15 protein-coding genes are annotated in these 19,058 nt (G+C 61.3%); 13 read left to right on the top strand and 2 right to left on the bottom strand.

The features are described 5' to 3' along the window. Positions 1–7: 7 nt before the first annotated feature. The 13 genes from B2Y33_RS17460 to B2Y33_RS17520 all read left to right on the top strand — a co-directional run bounded on the left by B2Y33_RS17460 (position 8) and on the right by B2Y33_RS17520 (position 17,184). Complete coding sequence (locus B2Y33_RS17460) at positions 8–1,441, top strand: MBL fold metallo-hydrolase RNA specificity domain-containing protein (RefSeq protein ID WP_206405698.1); 1,434 nt, start codon at positions 8–10, stop codon at positions 1,439–1,441. Between the two features lie 314 nt (positions 1,442–1,755). Continuing rightward, a complete protein-coding gene (locus B2Y33_RS17465; protein WP_027914253.1) occupies positions 1,756–3,198 on the top strand; it encodes a mannose-1-phosphate guanylyltransferase/mannose-6-phosphate isomerase in 1,443 nt (480 codons plus the stop codon). 127 nt (positions 3,199–3,325) lie between these two features. Next, entirely contained in the window at positions 3,326–4,687 is a 1,362-nt protein-coding gene (locus tag B2Y33_RS17470; RefSeq protein ID WP_206405697.1) for a phosphomannomutase, read from the top strand. Between the two features lie 2 nt (positions 4,688–4,689). Then, positions 4,690–5,484, top strand: coding sequence for an ABC transporter permease (locus tag B2Y33_RS17475; protein ID WP_027914255.1), 795 nt, complete (start codon positions 4,690–4,692; stop codon positions 5,482–5,484). Then, the gene (locus tag B2Y33_RS17480; protein ID WP_023536279.1) at positions 5,481–6,701 is read left to right on the top strand and encodes an ABC transporter ATP-binding protein; all 1,221 of its coding nucleotides are present in this window, start codon (positions 5,481–5,483) and stop codon (positions 6,699–6,701) included. Before B2Y33_RS17475 ends, B2Y33_RS17480 begins: the two co-directional genes overlap by 4 nt. Next, on the top strand, positions 6,694–8,082 hold the full coding sequence (locus B2Y33_RS17485) for a methyltransferase domain-containing protein (protein WP_027914256.1): 1,389 nt from the start codon (positions 6,694–6,696) through the stop codon (positions 8,080–8,082). The genes B2Y33_RS17480 and B2Y33_RS17485 overlap by 8 nt, the downstream gene beginning before the upstream one ends. Continuing rightward, entirely contained in the window at positions 8,082–10,607 is a 2,526-nt protein-coding gene (locus tag B2Y33_RS17490) for a glycosyltransferase family 4 protein (protein WP_206405696.1), read from the top strand. Before B2Y33_RS17485 ends, B2Y33_RS17490 begins: the two co-directional genes overlap by 1 nt. An 81-nt stretch (positions 10,608–10,688) precedes the next feature. Beyond that, positions 10,689–12,278, top strand: coding sequence for a DUF6311 domain-containing protein (locus B2Y33_RS17495; RefSeq protein ID WP_241194935.1), 1,590 nt, complete (start codon positions 10,689–10,691; stop codon positions 12,276–12,278). Beyond that, positions 12,278–13,228 carry a glycosyltransferase family 2 protein gene (locus tag B2Y33_RS17500; protein ID WP_033736971.1) on the top strand — a complete coding sequence of 317 codons (951 nt, stop codon included), beginning with the start codon at positions 12,278–12,280 and terminating at the stop codon, positions 13,226–13,228. Before B2Y33_RS17495 ends, B2Y33_RS17500 begins: the two co-directional genes overlap by 1 nt. Continuing rightward, complete coding sequence (locus B2Y33_RS17505; protein WP_023536239.1) at positions 13,225–13,614, top strand: GtrA family protein; 390 nt, start codon at positions 13,225–13,227, stop codon at positions 13,612–13,614. Before B2Y33_RS17500 ends, B2Y33_RS17505 begins: the two co-directional genes overlap by 4 nt. A gap of 67 nt (positions 13,615–13,681) precedes the next feature. Continuing rightward, positions 13,682–14,725 carry a glycosyltransferase family 2 protein gene (locus B2Y33_RS17510; protein ID WP_080992900.1) on the top strand — a complete coding sequence of 348 codons (1,044 nt, stop codon included), beginning with the start codon at positions 13,682–13,684 and terminating at the stop codon, positions 14,723–14,725. Next, a complete protein-coding gene (locus B2Y33_RS17515; protein WP_023536240.1) occupies positions 14,722–15,060 on the top strand; it encodes an EamA family transporter in 339 nt (112 codons plus the stop codon). Before B2Y33_RS17510 ends, B2Y33_RS17515 begins: the two co-directional genes overlap by 4 nt. A 57-nt stretch (positions 15,061–15,117) precedes the next feature. Further along, positions 15,118–17,184, top strand: coding sequence for an ArnT family glycosyltransferase (locus B2Y33_RS17520; RefSeq protein WP_206405694.1), 2,067 nt, complete (start codon positions 15,118–15,120; stop codon positions 17,182–17,184). Between the two features lie 88 nt (positions 17,185–17,272). Here the strand turns inward: B2Y33_RS17520 and B2Y33_RS17525 are convergent, their stop codons facing one another. Together B2Y33_RS17525 and B2Y33_RS17530 are read right to left on the bottom strand one after the other, a co-directional pair. Continuing rightward, a complete protein-coding gene (locus tag B2Y33_RS17525; protein WP_308811858.1) occupies positions 17,273–17,404 on the bottom strand; it encodes a DUF3077 domain-containing protein in 132 nt (43 codons plus the stop codon). 387 nt (positions 17,405–17,791) lie between these two features. After that, positions 17,792–19,003 (bottom strand): acyltransferase, encoded by a 1,212-nt coding sequence (locus B2Y33_RS17530; protein WP_312026695.1) that lies wholly within the window; start codon positions 19,001–19,003, stop codon positions 17,792–17,794. Positions 19,004–19,058: the final 55 nt, after the last annotated feature.

The raw sequence follows: 19,058 nt of genomic DNA on the forward strand, positions 1-19,058 counted from the left end.
GCGCAGCATGGATTACCCCGGCCTAACCCATCATGGCGCTGTACGCGGCGTGACGGGTTCCTGCCATCAGCTTCATTTAGGCCCTGGCGTCAGCCTGCTGGTCGACTGCGGTGCCGAGCAGGGCGCCGATGCAACATCGGGCGCGCAGGGCAACGCGCTCGGGTTCGACATCACTGGCATCCAGGCCCTGATCGTCACGCACGTGCACCTGGACCACGTAGGCCGCATTCCGGCATTGCTGGCCCAGGGATACCGCGGCCCCATCCTCTGTAGCGAGCCCTCCGCCAGGTTATTGCCCCTGGTGCTCGAAGACGCCTTCAAGCTCGGCATCGACAGCACACCTGCCCAAGTGGCCCGCTACATCGCCCTGGTACACAACCTGATCGTGCCCCTGCCTTTCGGGCACTGGCATACCGTGGTTCAGCACCCGCAGGTGGCATGCGCCATCCGCTTGCAGCGTGCGGGTCACCTCTTGGGTTCAGCCTACGTCGAATGCGACATCCAGCACGGGCCAAACAGCACGCGCTATGTATTTTCAGGTGACCTGGGCCCGGGCAACGACCCCTTGCTGCGCCCCTTGCAGCCCCCGGAGCACGCCGATGTGCTGGTGCTGGAAAGCACCTATGGCGACCGCCTTCACCCACCCACCGGTGATCGCATCCACCGACTGGAAGCGGCCATCGAACGCGCGCTGGCCGATCACGGCACCTTGCTGATCCCGGCCTTCAGCCTGGGGCGCACCCAGGCACTGCTCCATGACCTAGAAGATGTCCTGCACCGCAAGGCCTTGTTGGGCAAGACGGGCCCCTCGCCACAAGGCGAGCCCGTGGACTGGTCGCAGCTGCCGATCATTCTCGATTCGCCCCTGGCCCAGCGCATTACCCAGGCCTACCGCGACCTGCACCCTTATTGGAACGAGCAGGCCAGGGCGCGCCTGGCAGATGGCCGCGACCCGCTCGCGTTCGGCCAACTGATCAGCGTAGACACCCACGCCCGTCACCAGCAGGTGGTCAACTACCTCAAAAGCACCGGCAGGCCCGCCATCGTCATTGCAGGCAACGGCATGTGCTCGGGCGGGCGCATCGTCAATTACCTCAAGGCCATGCTGGGCGACCCCAGGCATGAAGTGATGTTCGTAGGCCATCAGGCCAAGGGCACGCCCGGTGCGGTGATCCAGGCCAGCAAACGGGGGCAGGGCCTGGGCCAGGTGGACCTGGAGGGGCAGTACTACAGCATCTGGGCCAAAGTGCTGACCCTCGGTGGCTATTCAGGCCACGCTGACCAGGCCGGCCTGGTCGCCTTCGCCACCAGCAGCGAGCGTGCCCCGGCGCGCATTGTGCTGGTGCATGGCCGGGCCGGTGCGAAAACGGCGCTGGCACAGGCGCTGCAGCGGCGCACGCAGGCGCTTGGCTGGCCAACCCAGGTGGAAATCGCAAGATAATGCGAGCGATTCACGGAACGATGGGCGCCGACGTTGTCTGATACACACCACGGCTCACCACCCCCTCGCGCGACCTGCCCGAGGCGATCACCAGGTAGGGCATGTCGGCCACGCTGGCCGCAGCCTGCGCGCAAGCTACAAAGCGTATTCTCTGGTATTCTTCGCCGTGATGCTTGCGTCTCGAGCCTATGGATAGCCAGAGATTACTCACGCTAGGCGCGTAACTTAGCGGCGTTGCGCTGTGCGCGACGACGATCAGAAATAAGACTCATGCTGGCCAATTGAACCATCAACTGGCTGTTAAGGATCCGAATATGGAATTGATCCCGGTTATTCTTTCCGGTGGCGTTGGCAGCCGTTTGTGGCCTGTTTCTCGTGAGGCTCACCCCAAGCCGTTCATGACCCTGCCCGACGGGCAAAACCTGATTCAGAAGACGTTCCTGCGCGCCTCCAAACTGGACGGCGTTGCAGAAGTTCTGACCGTCACCAACCGTGAACTGCTGTTCAAGACCGAAGACGAATACCGCGCCATCAATACCCAGGGCCACCCCCAGGGCTATATTCTCGAACCGTTCGGTCGCAACACCGCCGCCGCCGTGGCCGCTGCCGCCCTGCAACTCCAGCAGGTGCATGGCCCGCAGGCCTACATGCTGGTGCTGGCTGCCGACCACCTGATCCAGGACGAAGCGGCGTTCTCCCAAGCCGTAAACCGAGCGGTGCACCTGGCCGAGCAAGGTTGGCTGGTCACCTTCGGCATCAAGCCCCAGTACCCCGAAACCGGCTTCGGCTACATCGAAGCGGCCGCCGATGGCGCGCTGGACGGTGGCCTCAAGGTCGCGCGCTTCGTCGAGAAGCCCGATGCCGCCACCGCCGAAGCCTATGTAGCCGCCGGCAACTATTTCTGGAACGCCGGCATGTTCTGCTTCCAGGTCGGCACCGTCATCGAGCAGTTCCAGGAACACGCCCCGGACGTGCTGCACGCCGTGGCCCAGACGCTGGAGGCCTCGCGCCACACCACCGCCAAGGGCTACAGCTGCATGGCGCTCGACCCCGACACATTCGCCAATGTGCCTGACATCTCCATCGATTACGCCCTGATGGAGCGCTCACGCAAGGTCGCGACCATTCCCTGCGACATCGGCTGGAGCGACATTGGGTCGTGGAACGCCGTCAGCGAACTGACCGCCCCGGACGAATCGGGAAACCGCTTCGAAGGCGAAGTGCTGGCCCACGCATCGAGCAACAACTACGTCACCACCGAAGACCGCCTGGCGGCCCTGGTCGGCGTGCAGGACTTGCTGGTGGTCGACACCCCCGACGCCCTGCTGATCGCCCACAAGGACCACGCCCAGGACGTCAAGCACATCGTCAAGCGCCTGAAAAGCGATGGCCACTCGGCGCACCTGCTGCACCGCACCGTGCATCGCCCCTGGGGCACCTACACCACCCTGGAAGACGGCGAGCGCTTCAAGATCAAGCGCATCGTGGTCAAGCCCAAGGCATCCCTGTCCCTGCAGATGCACCATCACCGCAGCGAGCACTGGATCGTGGTCAGCGGCATGGCCGTGGTGGTCAACGATGACAAGGAGCTGATGCTCAACACTAACGAATCCACGTTCATCCGCGCCGGTCACAAGCACCGCTTGCAGAACCCGGGCGTGATCGACCTGGTGCTTATCGAAGTTCAAAGCGGCGACTACCTCGGCGAAGACGACATCGTGCGTTTCGAGGACAATTACGGTCGTTGCGACGCCTGAGTCCAGGCTTTCCCGTCGGCCCGTCGTGCCTGGCCAGGCACCGGGCCGGTCTTCGGTCGCCCACCGTGGCCGGCTATCCCTGTTCAGACTGTCGGCGCCCCTGGCGCCACCGCATTGAGTGAGACGTATGTACCCACCCATCCAGACCCGTTGTTTCAAAGCCTACGATATCCGCGGCCAAGTGCCTGCCGACCTCAACGATGACGTGGCCTACCGCATTGGCCGCGCCCTGGTGGCCCAGCTGGGCGGGCGCACCTACGTGGTGGGCCGTGACATGCGCCTGGAAAGCCCCGGTTTGTCGCTGGCGCTGATCAAAGGCCTGACCGAAGGCGGCGCCGATGTGATCGACATCGGCCTGTGCGGTACTGAAGAAGTGTACTTTGCCACCAGCCATCACCAGGCCGACGGCGGCGTGATGATCACCGCCAGCCATAACCCCAAGGGTTACAACGGCATGAAGCTGGTGCGCGAGCAGTCCCGCCCGATCAGCGGCGACACGGGCCTGAACGACATCCGCCAGCGCGTCGAAGCCGGTAGCCTGGGTGAGCCTGCCGCCAAGCCCGGCCAGGTGCGCGAGGTGTTCGACAAGACCGCCTACATCGACCACCTGCTCACCTACGTCAACCTCGACACCCTCAAGCCGCTCAAGGTGCTGGCCGACCCCGGTAACGGCGCTGTGGGCCCGGTGATCGAGCTGCTCAAGGCACGCCTGCCCCTGGACATCACCCTGATCAACGGCGAGCCGGACGGCAACTTCCCCAACGGCATTCCCAACCCGCTGCTGCCGGAAAACCGCGACCTGACCCGCCAAGCCGTGCTCGACACCGGCGCCGACATGGGCATCGCCTTCGACGGCGACTTCGACCGCTGCTTTTTCTTCGACAACCAGGGCCGCTTCATCGAAGGCTACTACGTGGTCGGCCTGCTGGCCGAGATGCTGCTGGCCAAGCACCCTGGCAGCAAGATCATCCACGACCCACGCCTGACCTGGAACACCATCGAACAGGTGGAAGCAGCCGGCGGCGTGGCCATCCAGAGCAAGACCGGCCATGCCTTCATCAAGGAGCGCATGCGCGCCGAAGACGCCGTATACGGCGGCGAAATGAGCGCCCACCACTACTTCCGCGACTTTGCCTACTGCGACAGCGGCAACATCCCGTGGCTGCTGGTGGCCGAGCTGATGAGCGTGACCGGCAAGACCCTGGCCCAGCTGGTGGACGAGCGTATCGCCAAGTTCCCGTGCAGCGGCGAGATCAACTACGAGGTGGCCGATGTGAAAGGCACCATCGACAAGATCCTGAACCACTACCTGCCGCAAAACCCCAGCGTCGACCGCACCGACGGCATCAGCGTGGCCTTCGCCGACTGGCGTTTCAGCCTGCGCGGCTCCAACACCGAGCCCCTGCTGCGCCTGAACGTGGAAAGCCGCGGTGATGAAGCGCTGGTGGCGCAGCACGTCGCGCAAATCGCCCGTTTGATTCAAGGATAACTATGTTAGGCATGTTTCGGGGCGTCTGGGATTACCGGGGCTTCATCCTCACCTCCATCAAGAACGAGTTCATCTCGCGCTTTGCCCGCAGCAAGCTAGGCGGCCTGTGGATGATCATCCACCCCCTGGCCCAGGTGGCCATCTACGCGTTGATCCTGTCCAACGTGCTGGGCGCGCGCCTGCCCGGCATCGACAACAAGTACGCCTACGCGCTGTACCTGATTGCCGGCATCCTGGCCTGGAACCTGTTCGCGGAAATCGTCGGGCGCTGCCTCACGGTGTTCATCGAACAGGGCAACCTGATGAAGAAGATGCGCTTTCCGCGCATTGCGCTGCCGGTGATCGTGGTAGGGTCGTGCCTGCTCAACAACCTGTTGCTGTTCATCGCCGCCATGATCATTTTCGCCTTGCTGGGCCATGCGCCCAACGCGCAGATGCTGTGGCTGCTGCCCCTGACCCTGGTGGTGGTGGCCTTCGCCGTCGGCCTGGGCCTGGTGCTGGGTGTGCTGAACGTGTTCTTGCGTGACATTGGTCAGGTGGTGCCGATCATCATGCAGGTATGGTTCTGGTTCACGCCGATCGTGTACTCGGTCAACATCGTGCCCGACTACCTCAAGGGCACCCTGGACATCAACCCGATGTATGCCATCGTCACCGGCTATCACAACGCGCTGGTCTACAAGCTTGCGCCGAACATCGCCGAACTGGGCGTCACGGTCGCCATTGCCCTGGGCCTGATGGTACTGGGGCTGTTCCTGTTCCGCAGGGCTTCTGCCGAAATGGTGGACTCGCTATGACACTTCTGTCCGTCAGCAACGTAGGCAAGGCCTACCGCAGCTACCGCTCCGAATGGCAGCGCATCGCGCGCTGGTGCTACTTGCCGGTCAAGGCCAGCAGCGAGCATTGGGTGCTCAAGCACATCAGCTTCAACATCGAGGCCGGTGAAGCCATCGGCCTGGTGGGGCAGAACGGCGCGGGCAAGTCCACGCTGCTGAAAATGATCACCGGCACCCTGCAACCCAGCGAAGGCACCGTGCGCGTCAACGGCCGCATCGCCGCCATCCTCGAGCTGGGCATGGGCTTCAACGCCGAGTTGAGCGGGCGTCAGAATGCCTACCACGCCGCCGGCCTGATGGGCTTTACCACCGACCAGATCGACGGCGTGATCGACGACATCGAGGCGTTCGCCGAAATTGGCGAGTACTTCGACCAGACCGTGCGCACCTATTCCAGCGGTATGCAGATGCGTGTGGCCTTTGCCGTCGCCACGGCATTCCGCCCCGAAATCCTGATCATCGACGAAGCCTTGTCGGTGGGTGACAGCTACTTCCAGCACAAGAGCTTTGGCCGCATCAAGGAATTCCAGCAGGCTGGCACCACGCTGCTGATCGTGTCCCACGACCGCGCCGCCATTCAGGCCCTGTGCAACCGGGCGATCCTGCTGGACGGCGGCACGGTCATCAAGGACGGGCCACCTGAAGAGGTGATGGATTACTACAACGCCCTGATCGCCCAGAAAGAAAACGCCACCGTCGAAGTGCAAACCCTCGAGAACGGCGCAGTGCAAACCCGCTCGGGCAGTGGCAAGGCCAGCATCGCAGGTGTCTCGCTGCTCAACGCCCAGGGCGCTGCCGCCGAATACGTGACCGTGGGCGAGGACGTCTGCCTGACCGTGGACGTGGCCATCAACGCCCCGTTGCCCGAACTGGTGGTGGGCTATGTGATCAAGGACCGCCTGGGCCAGGACGTATACGGCACCAACACCCATCACCTGGGGTGTGCCCGCAAGGACCTCGCCCAGGGCACGCAGCTGTCGTACCGTTTCCGCTTCCCCGCCAACTTGGGCGTGGGTTCTTATTCTGTCGCCGTCGCGCTGCATGCGGCCGATGCCCACGTGGTGGACAACTACGAGTGGCGCGACCTGGCCTTGGTGTTCAACGTCGTCAACGTTTCGGAAAGTACGTTCGTAGGCCTTGCCTGGATACCTCCGACCGTGGAGTGCAGTAATGGATAGTCGATTCTACCGGGCGTTCGAAGACCGCCATCGCGGCTCCCGGGCGCTGATCGCCAGCCGCCTCGAAGTCTACCTGCCGTTTCTGGCGCCGCTCAAAGACCTGTACCCCCAGGCGGGCGTGCTGGACGTAGGCTGCGGCCGTGGCGAGTGGCTGGAAATGCTGATTCGTGAAGGCTATGACGCCAGCGGTGTGGACCTGGACGAAGGCATGCTCGAAGCCTGCCGCGAACTGGGCCTGCCGGTGCGCACCGACGATGCGCTCAACGCGCTGCGCCAGTTGCCCGATGCCAGCCTGATCGCCGTCAGCGGCTTTCACATCGCCGAGCACATTCCCTTTACCGTGCTGGAAGAAATGGTTGGCGAAGCCATGCGTGTGCTGCAGCCCGGCGGCTTGCTGATCCTGGAAACGCCCAACGCTGAAAACGTGGTGGTCGGCACCAACAATTTCTTCGTCGACCCCACCCATGACCGCCCGATCCCCAGCCTGCTGCTGTCGTTCTTGACCGAGTTCAAGGGCTTTGCCCGCTCCAAGGTCCTGCGCCTGCAAGAAGCGCCGGACCTTCGCGAGCCGGAGCGCAAGCTGGGCGTGATGGACGTGTTGGCCGGCACCAGCCCGGATTACGCCGTGGTGGCGCAGAAGCAGGCACCGGCCGAAATACTGGCCGCGTTCGACGCACCGTTCGAGCAGGTGTATGGCGTAGCGCTAGACGAATTGGCCTCACGTTATGACCAGGCCCTGGAGGGCCGGTTGAATACCCTAGAGAATCAGATGGCAACCGAAGTACATGACCTGCTCGGCTCCCTGAAAGCCGAACAAGCCGAGCGCGTGCAATTGCTCGAGGCAGGGTTTGCGCAAGAGCGCGAGCGCTTGCAAGCCCAACTGGACAACGAGCGCGAGCATGCCCAGCACGCACTGGCCCAGGCACGCGAGCAGGCCGAACGGCTGCAACTCGAGATGAACACCTCGCTGAGCAACGCCCACCACTGGTACCTGCGCGCCACCGCGCTCGAACAGCAGTTGACCACATTCCAGAGCAGCACCGTGTGGCGCGCGACCACGCCCGTGCGCAAGCTGGGCCACCTGGTCAAGCACCCTCGCAGCGCCGCAACAACCGCCAAGCACACCCTGCGCCGCGTCGCGCCCCACGCACGGCTGTGGCTGGCGCGTCGCCCTGCCGTCGAGCGCAAGGTCAGGGCCCTGGTTCAACGCAGCCCCTGGCTTACTGGCGTGTTGCGTGACCTGTTGAAGGTGCCAGCGCCTGCAGTGCCTGTAGAGGCCAACGACCCACAGCACGGTTTGATCGACCATGCTCCATTGACCCCACGGGGGCGCCAGATCGAAAGCGCGCTCCGTGCTGCCGTGACGAAGGGCCAGAAGTAATGCGTATCGTAATTGACATGCAGGGCGCGCAGACCGAAAGCCGTTTCAGAGGGATTGGTCGGTACAGCATGGCGTTTGCCCAGAGCATCGTGCGCAACCGCGGCGAACACGAAGTCTATCTTGTGCTCAACGGCATGCTGCACGAGAGCATCGAGCCCATCCGCACCGCGTTCATCGGTTTGTTGCCGCAGAGCCATATTCGCGTGTGGTACGCCGAAGGCCCCGTCGCCGACAGCCACCCGAACAACCTGGCGCGTCGCCAGACGGCCGAACACATGCGCCAAGCCTGCATCGACGCGCTCGAGCCGGACGTGATCCACGTGACCAGCTCGGTGGAAGGCTACATCGATGACGCGGTGATCGGCAGTGCCACGCTTCACCATGATGCGCTGGTCAGCGCCACGCTCTATGACCTGATCCCGCTGGTAAGCCCCAAGCAGTATCTCGACGGCAACCCGGCCTACAAAAGCCACTACCTGGCCAAGGTCGGCGCACTCCAGCAGTACGATCTGCTGCTGTCGATCTCGGACTTCGCGCGTCAGGAAGCACTCTCCCTGCTGCCGCTGGATGAGGCGAAAGTCGTCAACGTATCCACCGCTGCCGATGACGTGTTCTACCCGGTCACGCTCGCCCACGAAGAGCGTCTGGCGCTGCTTGAGAAATTCGGCCTGCGCGAACCGTTCGTGCTGTACACCGGTGGCGCCGACGAGCGCAAGAACCTGCCTCGCCTGATCGAGGCCTTCGCAGCCGTCAAACCCAAGCTGGGTGAGACCCAACTGGTATTCGCCGGCAAGATGCCGCAATACCACGTGGACCTGTACCGTCAGCATGCCCGTGACCAGGGGCTGGCCCCGGACGACCTGGCATTCACCGGTTTCGTCAGCGATGCCGAGCTGCGCAGCCTGTACAGCATCTGCGAGCTCTACGTATTCCCGTCCTGGCACGAAGGCTTCGGGCTGCCGCCGCTGGAGGCCATGAAATGTGGCGCGCCCGTGATCGGTGCCAACGCCTCAAGCGTACCGGAGGTCATTGGCTGGGATGAGGCAACCTTCGACCCACACGATCCAGCGGCGATTGCCAGCAAGCTCGAGCAAGCCCTGCTGGACGACGCCTTCCGCAAGGCCCTGGCCGTTCACGGGGCAGACCGCGCCGAGCATTTCTCGTGGGACCGTACAGGGCAGGCCGCCCTCGAGGCCTTCGAACACGCCTTGGCCCAGCGCCAGGCCGACCAAGCGCACATCGAGCAGCCGCGTGACCACCTGCAGCAGTTGATCAAAACCCTCAGTGCCAGTGCGCCGCTGCAAAGCGGTGAGGTCAGCGTCGAGCGCCTGGCCAAGGCCGTTGATTACTCCGTGCAACCGCCTACGGATGTACCAAGCCTGTTCGTCGACATTTCGGAGCTGTGCAAGCACGACGGCAAGAGCGGCATCCAGCGCGTGGTGCGCAGCATTCTGCTGGAATGGCTGGTCAATCCGCCTTCGACCTACAAGGTCGTACCGGTGTACACCACGCCTGCAGAGCCGTACTACCGTGAAGCGTCGGCGTTCACCGCCAAGTTCCTGGGCCAGGAGCCGAACGAAGCCTTGCAGGACGAAGTCATCAGCTACCGTGCTGGCGACGTGTACCTGGGCCTGGACCTGTTGATGGATGTGCTGCCGCACAAGAAGGCCTACTTCAACGCCATGCGTGACCACGGCGTCAGCATCCTGTTCGTGGTCTACGACTTGCTGATTCTGCAACTGCCGCACTGTTTCGTCGAAAGCCTGCACGAACACTATGCGAAATGGATACGGACGGTGGCTGAATACGACGGCGCCATCTGCATTTCCCAAGCCGTGGCTGATGAGCTCAATGACTGGTACCTGGAGCACATGCCTGCACGCAAGCGCCCGTTCCACATTGGCGCCTTCCACCTGGGCGCCGACCTTGACCAGTCCGTGCCATCGCTGGGCTTCCCGGAAGACCCGGCCATGCGCCTGGAAGCGCTGGAAGACAACCCTACCTTCCTGATGGTAGGTACGCTGGAACCCCGTAAAGGGCATGCACAAACGCTAGAGGCGTTTGAACAGCTATGGGCCGATGGGGTACAAGCCAATCTCGTGATCGTGGGCAAGCATGGCTGGCTGGTCGATGAACTGGCGCGCAAGCTCGAGAACCACGCCGAGCGCGGCAAGCGGCTGTTGTGGCTCTCCGGTGCCAGCGACGAATACCTGGAGCACCTGTACCAGGAGTCCGACTGCCTGGTGGCCGGCTCCTACGGTGAAGGCTTCGGCTTGCCGCTGATCGAGGCCGCGCAGCACAAACTGCCAATCATCGCCCGCGACCTTGCGGTATTCAGGGAAGTGGCCGGTGATCACGCCTGGTACTTCGAAGGCACGCACACAGAAGAAATTGCCGAGAAGATCAAGCAATGGCTGGGGTTGTTCGAAAAGGGCGAACACCCTCAATCCACCGAAATGCCATGGTTGACATGGAAAGCCAGCGCACAACAGCTGGTGGCTGCAATCGATAAGTGCGCGTTCTAACGCGCCTATAAAACACACACTGGGGCGTTTGCAATGAGTTCAAGGTTGGGTTCCACGGGGAGGACGGGCCTGGCGTTAGCGTTGGCTATCGCCGTCTGGTTCGTGTGGCATCATTTTCCTTCGGGGTTCATCGCCGGTACATCGTCGTACTGGCAGTCGGAAGTCGACGACGTTACGCAATACATCTCTGGCTTCCACGCGTTCTTCAGTGCGCCTTTCGGGTATCCGCTGCTGGCATTCGACAGCATCAATTACCCGCAGGGCACGCGCGCGACGTTCATGGACACCATTCCGCTGTATGCGCTTATCCTGAAACTGGTGGTGCCCGCGTCATACGCACCGTTCAACCCCTACGGCGTGTGGGTGGGCCTAGCATTCCTGGGCCAGGCCGTGTGTGGCTGGTGGATACTGCGCGAGCTTGAGGTCAAGTCCTGGCTGGCACTGGTGGCGCTGGTGGTGTGCCTGCTGATCTTCCCGGCCTTTACAGCGCGTGTGACCCATATCTCGCTGATGACGCACTGGATCCTGCTGGCAGCCATCGCGCTCTACTTGCGTGGGCAGCGCCTGGGGCAGGTGCCCGTGGCAGGCTGGACAGCATTGTTGGTGGCCGGCTTCTACATCAACATTTACCTGTGCGTGATGGCGAGCGCCATTTATGTCGCCAACTGGCTGGCCAAGCCACGGCACTACCGCTGGGTGGACGTGCCTCGGGCGTTGTTGCCGTTCCTGATCATCGTCGCAAGCTTGTGGGTGACCGTGTTCCCCATGGACTCCACGAACGTGGCCAAGGAAACCGGTTTCGGCACGTTTTCCATGAACCTGCTGGCACCGTTTTCAGGGGGTACGTTCTTCCCCATCGAAAACGCCGAAATGCCGGGGCAATACGAAGGCTTCAATTACCTGGGCCTAGGTATCTTGCTGGGGTTGCTGGCCGGCCTGGTACTGGGCGGGCGCAGGGCAGTGAGGTGGGCGGCGGACAACTGGCCGCTGGTGCTGGTGATGCTTGGGCTCACCCTGTATGCACTTTCCGACAGCATCTACTGGGGCACCCACCAGGTGCTGGTGCTGCATTACCCCGCGTTCATGGAGGCCATCACTACGCAGTTCCGGGCCTCTGGCCGGTTCTTCTGGCCTGTAGGGTATGCGCTGACCATCGCGGCCATCGTACTGCTGTACCGCAGGCTGCCCAAACGCGTTTTCGCGCTGGCGATGTTGGTGTTGATCGTGGTGCAGGTGGCGGACATGTCCATCCAGCGCCACCGCTTGATCGATGGCGCCAAGCGCCCGGCAACACCAATCCTGACCCAGGCTGCGTGGGACGCCCAGATAGCCGATGGCATTCAGTATCTGTATTTCTTCCCCAAGTTCCGCTGCGGGCGCTCGGACATGATCCTCAGTACGCTGATGCCGACCATGCGGTATGCCGTCGAGCACGGGCTCAAGATCAACACCGGCTACGTGGCACGCGCCAACTCCAACTGTGCAGTGGAAAGCACCCAGGCCGAAATTGCAGGCTCCGATGCGCGCCACTCCCTGTATGTATTCGTCAAGGGCGATTTCCCTGAAGTGGGCCAGGCGCTGGCGCTGTTCCCAGCCGACCATCAGCCCCAGTGCACCGAACTCGATTACGCCCATGTGTGCAAGTTTGACGTGGACAAGGAGCGCCACTGATGAGCCAGCCCAGGCGCTTGTTGTCGCTGATCTCACCGTTCTACAACGAAGAGCGCGGTGTTTGCGCGTTCTTCGAGCGTGTGGACGCCCTGTCAAAGGCGTTGGCCGATCGCTACGACTTCGAGGTCATCGCGATCAATGACGGCAGCAGGGACCAGACCTACGAAGAACTGCTCAAGGCCCAGGCGGCTTACCCATACGTAACGGTCGTTGACCTGTCACGAAACTTTGGGAAAGAAGCCGCGCTTTCAGCTGGCCTGGACTTTGCGACCGGCGATGCAGTCGTGCCCATCGACTCCGACCTTCAGCATCCTCCCGAAGTGGTGCTGGAACTCGTTGCCAAATGGGAGGAGGGCGCCGAAGTGGTGCTGGCCAAGCGCGTGGATCGGCGCACCGACCACGCGGTGCAGAAGTTCACCGCCAACGGGTTCTACAAACTGCACAACTCCATCTCGGACATCCACATACCCGCGGACGTGGGCGATTTTCGCTTGATGGACCGCAAGGTCGTCGAGGCGCTAAAAAGGCTTCCTGAAAACCGCCGCTTCATGAAGGGGCTGTTTGCCTGGGTAGGCTTTCGCACCGCCACCATCGAATACCAAGTGGCGCCACGCAGCACCGGCAAGACCAGCTTCAACACCTGGAAACTCTGGAATTTTGCCATCGAAGGCATCACCAGCTACAGCTCGGCCCCCTTGCGCATATGGACTTACCTGGGCTGTGCGGTATCGGCCATGGCCTTTGTGTATGCGGTTTACCTGCTGATCAAGACCCTGTGCTTTGGCGCCGATACGCCCGGCTATGCCTCGTTGATGATCACCATCCTGTTCGCCAGCGGCGTGCAACTGATCGGCATAGGGGTGCTTGGGGAGTATGTCGGGCGGATCTTCGTGGAATCCAAGCGCCGGCCCGTGTACATCGTGCGCGAAGTGGTCAAGACCGACCGATGATCATTCCGGGCAAGTACTACCAGTTCCTGCGTTTTGCCTTGGTCGGCGTGGCCAACACGGCGGTGCATGCCGGCGTGGTGATTTTGCTGATGGAAACCCTGGCGCCGCCGGCAGCCGTGGCCAACGCGTGTGCATTCATCGTGGCCAACCTGATGTCCTACTGCATCAACAGCCGGTTCACCTTCCGTGTGCCGATGAGTTGGCTGGGATACCGGCGCTTCTTGCTGGTCTCACTGGTGTCGCTGGGCCTGACGCTGCTCATCACCTCGTGGGTCGAATACATGGGTTGGCACTATGGCGTGGGCCTGGTGATGGTGGTCTTCATCGTGCCAGTGCTCAACTTCATGGTGATGAAGCTCTGGGCATTCGCCCCGGCCAAGTCATGAAAACGCCACCCTGCCGCCACGCCCACCGCAATGACTATTTTTTGGAATACGTAACAGGACTCAAACTATGACAATTGGCCAGCAAGAACACCTTTCGCCTGGCAGCGTACAACCTTGCGAAGATCGCGCGACCAGCATTGCGGTCGTGATCCCTTCCTACAAAGTGACCGCGCACATCCTGGGCGTCATTGCCGATATTGGCCCGGAAGTCGAGCGCATCTACGTAGTCGATGATTGCTGCCCGGAAGGCTCCGGCCGTTATGTCGAGGAACACGCCACCGACCCGCGTGTAGTGGTGCTGCGCAACCCGGAAAACCAGGGCGTGGGCGGTGCGGTCATGACCGGCTACCAGGCGGCTATCCAGGACGGCATGGACATCATCGTCAAGATCGACGGGGATGGCCAGATGGACCCAGGCCTGCTGATGAACTTCGTCACGCCCATTCTTGAGGGCACGGCCGACTACACCAAGGGCAACCGGTTCTACGATCTGGAAGAAATCCGGGCAATGCCCAAGATTCGCCTGTTCGGCAACGCTGTCCTGTCCTTCATGACCAAGTTCTCGTCCGGTTACTGGGACCTGTTCGACCCCACCAATGGCTACACGGCCATCCACCGTGACGTCGCCCGCCACCTGCCGTTCGCCAAGATCAGCCGTCGCTACTTCTTCGAGACCGACATCCTGTTCCGGCTCAATACCCTGCGCGCGGTGGTGGTGGATGTACCCATGGACGCCAAGTACGGCGATGAAGTCAGCAACCTGAAGATTTCCAAGATCGTGGGCGAGTTTCTGGCCAAGCACGTGCGCAACTTCGGCAAGCGGATCTTCTACAACTACTACCTGCGCGACATGTCGCTGGCGTCCCTGGAACTGCCGGCTGGCCTGCTGTTGCTGATATGGGGTCTGGTCTTCGGCCTGTCTCACTGGGCTTCGTCCATCTATACCGGCGTCGCCAACTCTGCCGGCACCGTGATGCTGTCTGCCTTGCCGATATTCCTGGGTATCCAACTGATCCTGGCGTTCTTGGGGCAGGACATCGCCTCGGTCCCCAGAAGGCCGTTCCACCTATCGCGGTTGAAGTCCAAGTTCAAGGCAGGTAAGCGCCCATGATGTATGCCATTGCAATTCTATGCGTCGTGGGTATCGCGACCGGCCAGATCATGTTCAAGCTCAGCGCCAGTGCGCTGCAGCGCGCCGGCACCATCTTCGACCTCAAGACCTTGATGATTCTGGGCTCTGCGTTCGCACTGTACGGTGTGACCACCATCGCCTGGGTGTGGGTGCTGCAAAAGATCGAACTGGGCAAAGCCTACCCGCTGATGGCGTTGGCCTTCGTGCTGGTGCCCATCGGCAGCCACTTCATCTTGGGTGAGCGGTTCCAGGTCCAGTACTTCATCGGCGTCGCATTCATCATGTTCGGCATCGTACTGGCCGTTAAGTCCTGATCGGGCGCACATGCAGCAGGTTGTGGAAATGAAGAGCAGTAGAAGGGATAGGGCAGTATGAAGTTGATAGAAAGGTCGCAGCTGAACGCGACCGTGGCAGTCGCGGCAATCATGGCACTGGCCTTCGTGCTGCTGATGATGCGTTCAAGCGGTATCTACCCAACCGTCTTCGGGGATGAATACACCTACAGCTCGATGGCACGCGTGCTGCCGCTGTCGAGCGCATCGATACCCAACTACCTGTACCTGAGCATCTACAAGTCCACGTTGATGTGTGGCGACGGGTTCGTGGGTTGTACCAAGCTGCTCAATGCCCTGTTCTTCGTGCTGGCCTCGCCGTTCATCTTCATGGTGGCACGCCGGTATTGCAGTGCGCGGGTGTCGGTGTTGATCGTGGCCCTGAGCATGCTCGGGCCGATCAACGGCTACACCACGTACTTCATGCCTGAAGCGCTGTTCTACCTGACGTTCTGGATCAGCGCCTGGTACTTTCTGACCCTGGCCTCGAACGCGCCTTGGCAACGCTGGGCGCTGCTCGGCGTGCTGATGGGGTGTTCGTCCCTGGTCAAGCCGCATGCGCTGTTCGTCATCCCAGCCTTCTGCCTGTGCATTGCCTACTTTGCCTACAAAGACCAGGACCGCTGGTTCGTGACGGCGGTAAAAAACGCCGCTGTGTTCGTCGGCGTCATGTTGCTGACCAAATTTGGCTTCAGCTACCTGGTCGCCGGCAAGGCAGGCCTGACGCTGTTCGGCAACTTCTACGCCACCACCCTTGAGTCCAGCGCCTCCAGCCTCGACCGGTACCTGGCCATCCTTAAAGCGGCGCCGACCATTGCGGCCGGGCACCTGCTGGGCAATGCCGTGATGTTCGGCTGCGCCTTGGCGATCATCATCACCACCAGCATCGCCACAGTGCGAACTCGCGCCATCGGCGAGGACGGGAAGTTTGCCTTCTTCACCCTGTTCCTGCTGCTGAACCTGATCGCCGTGGTGGCGTTGTTCTCGGCATCCGTGGCCGGCACCAACGCCGTCGAAACCGCGTTGCGCCTGCACATGCGCTACTACGACTTCCTGTTCCCGTTGCTGTTCATCGCCGCCGGTGCCGAACTGGCGGGGGCCAGGCTCACGGCGCACCGTTACGTGCGCTGGGGCGTGGCGATCGTGGTGATGGGCGCTGTGGTGTATGCCGGCATCACGCGCATGTACCCGTTTACCCTGAGCTTTATCGATAACCCTGAGCTGCGCGGCTTTACCGCTGGCAATCGGGCTTTCTTCGTACTCGCAGGGCTCTCGCTGATCAGCTTGATGCTGTGGTGTGCAAAACCGCGCAAGGGCTTGCAGCTGTTCGTATTCGTCTTCCTGCCGCTTTCCATTCTGGTCAGTACGGTATACGCCAGCATGTCGCTGCTCGAACGCAGGCATGCAGATGTGTATGACAAGGCCGGGATGTTCGCGCGTCAATACCTGCCCGTCAGCGAGCGTCCACATCTGCTGGTGGTAGGGGATAACCCGGCCTCGATTCTGCGGGCACTGTACTGGGTGGAAGATTTGAACGCAGGCCCGGACTTGTCGTATAAGCCAGGCGAAATCTACACCGCCGACCAGTCGCCGGCTGACAAGAGATGGATCCTGGTAGTAGGGGATGTCGAGTTTGCCAAAGGCGACTTCAAGGTCCTCAAGCTCAATGGCTTCTCGTTGGCCAGAAAGCTGCCCAAGGACAACCCGCTGCTGCTCGATTTCCGCTCAAACATCCACACCGAGTCGGTAGACACGTTGCGCGGCCTGTCCCATGCCGAAAGCTGGGGCGCCTGGTCCGAAGGTGACACCGTGACGTTGCAGTTCTCACGGCCGCTGCCCAAAACCTTCACGCTGGAAATCAACGCCAAGGCGTTTGGCCCCAACCAGGGCCGCACCTTTGAAGTGAAGGTAGATGATCGCCGCTATCCGCTGAAGCTGAGCGGTGAAGTGGAACCGTATAGCTTGAAGATCGACAACCCCGACGAAGTCAGCAAGCTGACCATCAAGGTACCCCAGGCCACTTCGCCCGAGCAGCTGGGTATCAGTGGCGACAAGCGCATGTTGGGGATTGGGCTTCGGCAGATTGTGATTCGGGAAGACAAATAGCAGTGCTGTGACGGTACCTATGCGCCTGAATCGATAGGTACCGTCAGGGCAGGGCAGTGAGCACCTTGCCGAATCAACAACCCGCCGCTCAGTTCGCCATGCCAGCGTCAGCATCGTCCATCAACGTCTTGGCCAGTGCACCCAGGTAGTACGCGGCCCATACCAATTTCGGGTTTTCGTCCATCAAGCCGCTGATGGTCAGCTTCGACGAGGCCGACACCTAGTGCTGTCAAACAAATGGGTGGCAGCTGTACGTGGGTTGACAGACCGGTCGACAGAGGAACTTACCCGGCGCACGCGAACGTGCCCCACGCACAGCCACCATAAGGGTGACACTACCTTTTTGTCGAACAGCCTGCCAAAGCCGGTCGTTGATGAGCAACGACGGGGTGAGACTAGGGCTGCGCCTGAACAACGGCAATCGAAAAAAGGCGATGGGATTGTGTTTGGGAAATGGGCTACAGGAAAGGCGTAAATTCCGATCAATAGGCCGGCTGCGGCGGTACCCACTCCCTCGGAAAAATACAAAACCGGCAGTTAAGCGTGGTGCAGGCGAATCGAACGGTGCGATGAAACGCTGATCTGCTCCAGAAGGGGACCGGTTGGGTTAGTTAGGTGTTAATGCAGAAACCTGCCGCTCTCGCTGTCGCAGCCAAGCTTGGGCGGGGCGCTCCAAGTACCGATGGGTGGCAAGGCTCAGGGGTATGAGTACAGCAAAGAACAGCACCATCACCCACCCTTGATAGAACACTGCTCGTGAAAGCGCCAATGCGTCGAAGGCCATGGCGAATATGATCTGCAATGGGAAATGAGTGAGGTAGGACGAGTAACTAATGTCGCCCAGCCACGCCCAGCGCCGCGCCAGACCGGGCCAGCGCGAGCCCGCGGCCGCCAGTGCGGCAATAAGTAATGGGTAGCACACGTAAAGCAGCAACGGGTTGTTCAGCCCGGCAGGTGTTTTCAAAAGCCAGATCCAGGCCACCAGACACAGTGGGCCTGTGATGAGCAGCGCACCCCCATCGCCCAGATACCGGCGCACCCACGTCAGCACGCCATAGGTCATGCCACCGACGAAAAAGCACACCAGACCACTACCCAGTTTGTAGATGTCTGGATAAAGGAAGCTGCCAATCGCGATGGCCGCCAGGGTCAATGGCCATTTCCAGCGCTTGGTCAGGCAGATGATGAAGAAGATCGCGTAGAGCAACACTTCCACCGACACCGACCACACAGGCGCGTTGAAGGACCAACCCTTTTCCAAGCCCCAGGCCGGCACCATCAAAATATTCAGCACCGCGTGATAGACGTCATTGAACGGATAGACGAAATAGGTGCCGTGGCTGCTGAGATAGGCCCATTGCAGGGCCACGACAGCCATGAACGTGACGATGTGCAAAGGGTAGAGCCTGCTAAACCTGTCCTGGGCAAAACGTGACACCGTCAACGAGCGACAGCTGATGCCGTTTGCGAACAACCAGTAGAAAACGAACCCCGATAATGTGAAGAACAGCTGCACAGCCAAGTTGCCATGCCGATACAGCAGTTCAAACGTGCTGAAGAACGGTTGCTGTGCCGGGTCGAAGTCATGGGCTGCGCTACCCACATAGAAGAAGTGCTGCCAATGCCAGAACACGACACACAGGGCAGCAACGCCACGCAGCACATCCAACGTATAGAGCCGATTACTGGGGTTAGGAAGAGTCATGTGTGCTGCTTGATAAAGGAGGTAAGGAAGGTAAATGTTGATCCAGCCAAAAATGAGTCCGGCATTGCGGTCACTGGCGCTTTCAAATTGTGTACTAACGCTGAACGCTGCCACCTGGGCCTATGACCATGATCATGAGCCCTCCCTGCCGGGGGCGGAGTATACGCTG

The organism is Pseudomonas sp. UBA5666 (assembly GCF_002420785.1).
Lineage (GTDB): Bacteria > Pseudomonadota > Gammaproteobacteria > Pseudomonadales > Pseudomonadaceae > Aquipseudomonas > Aquipseudomonas fulva.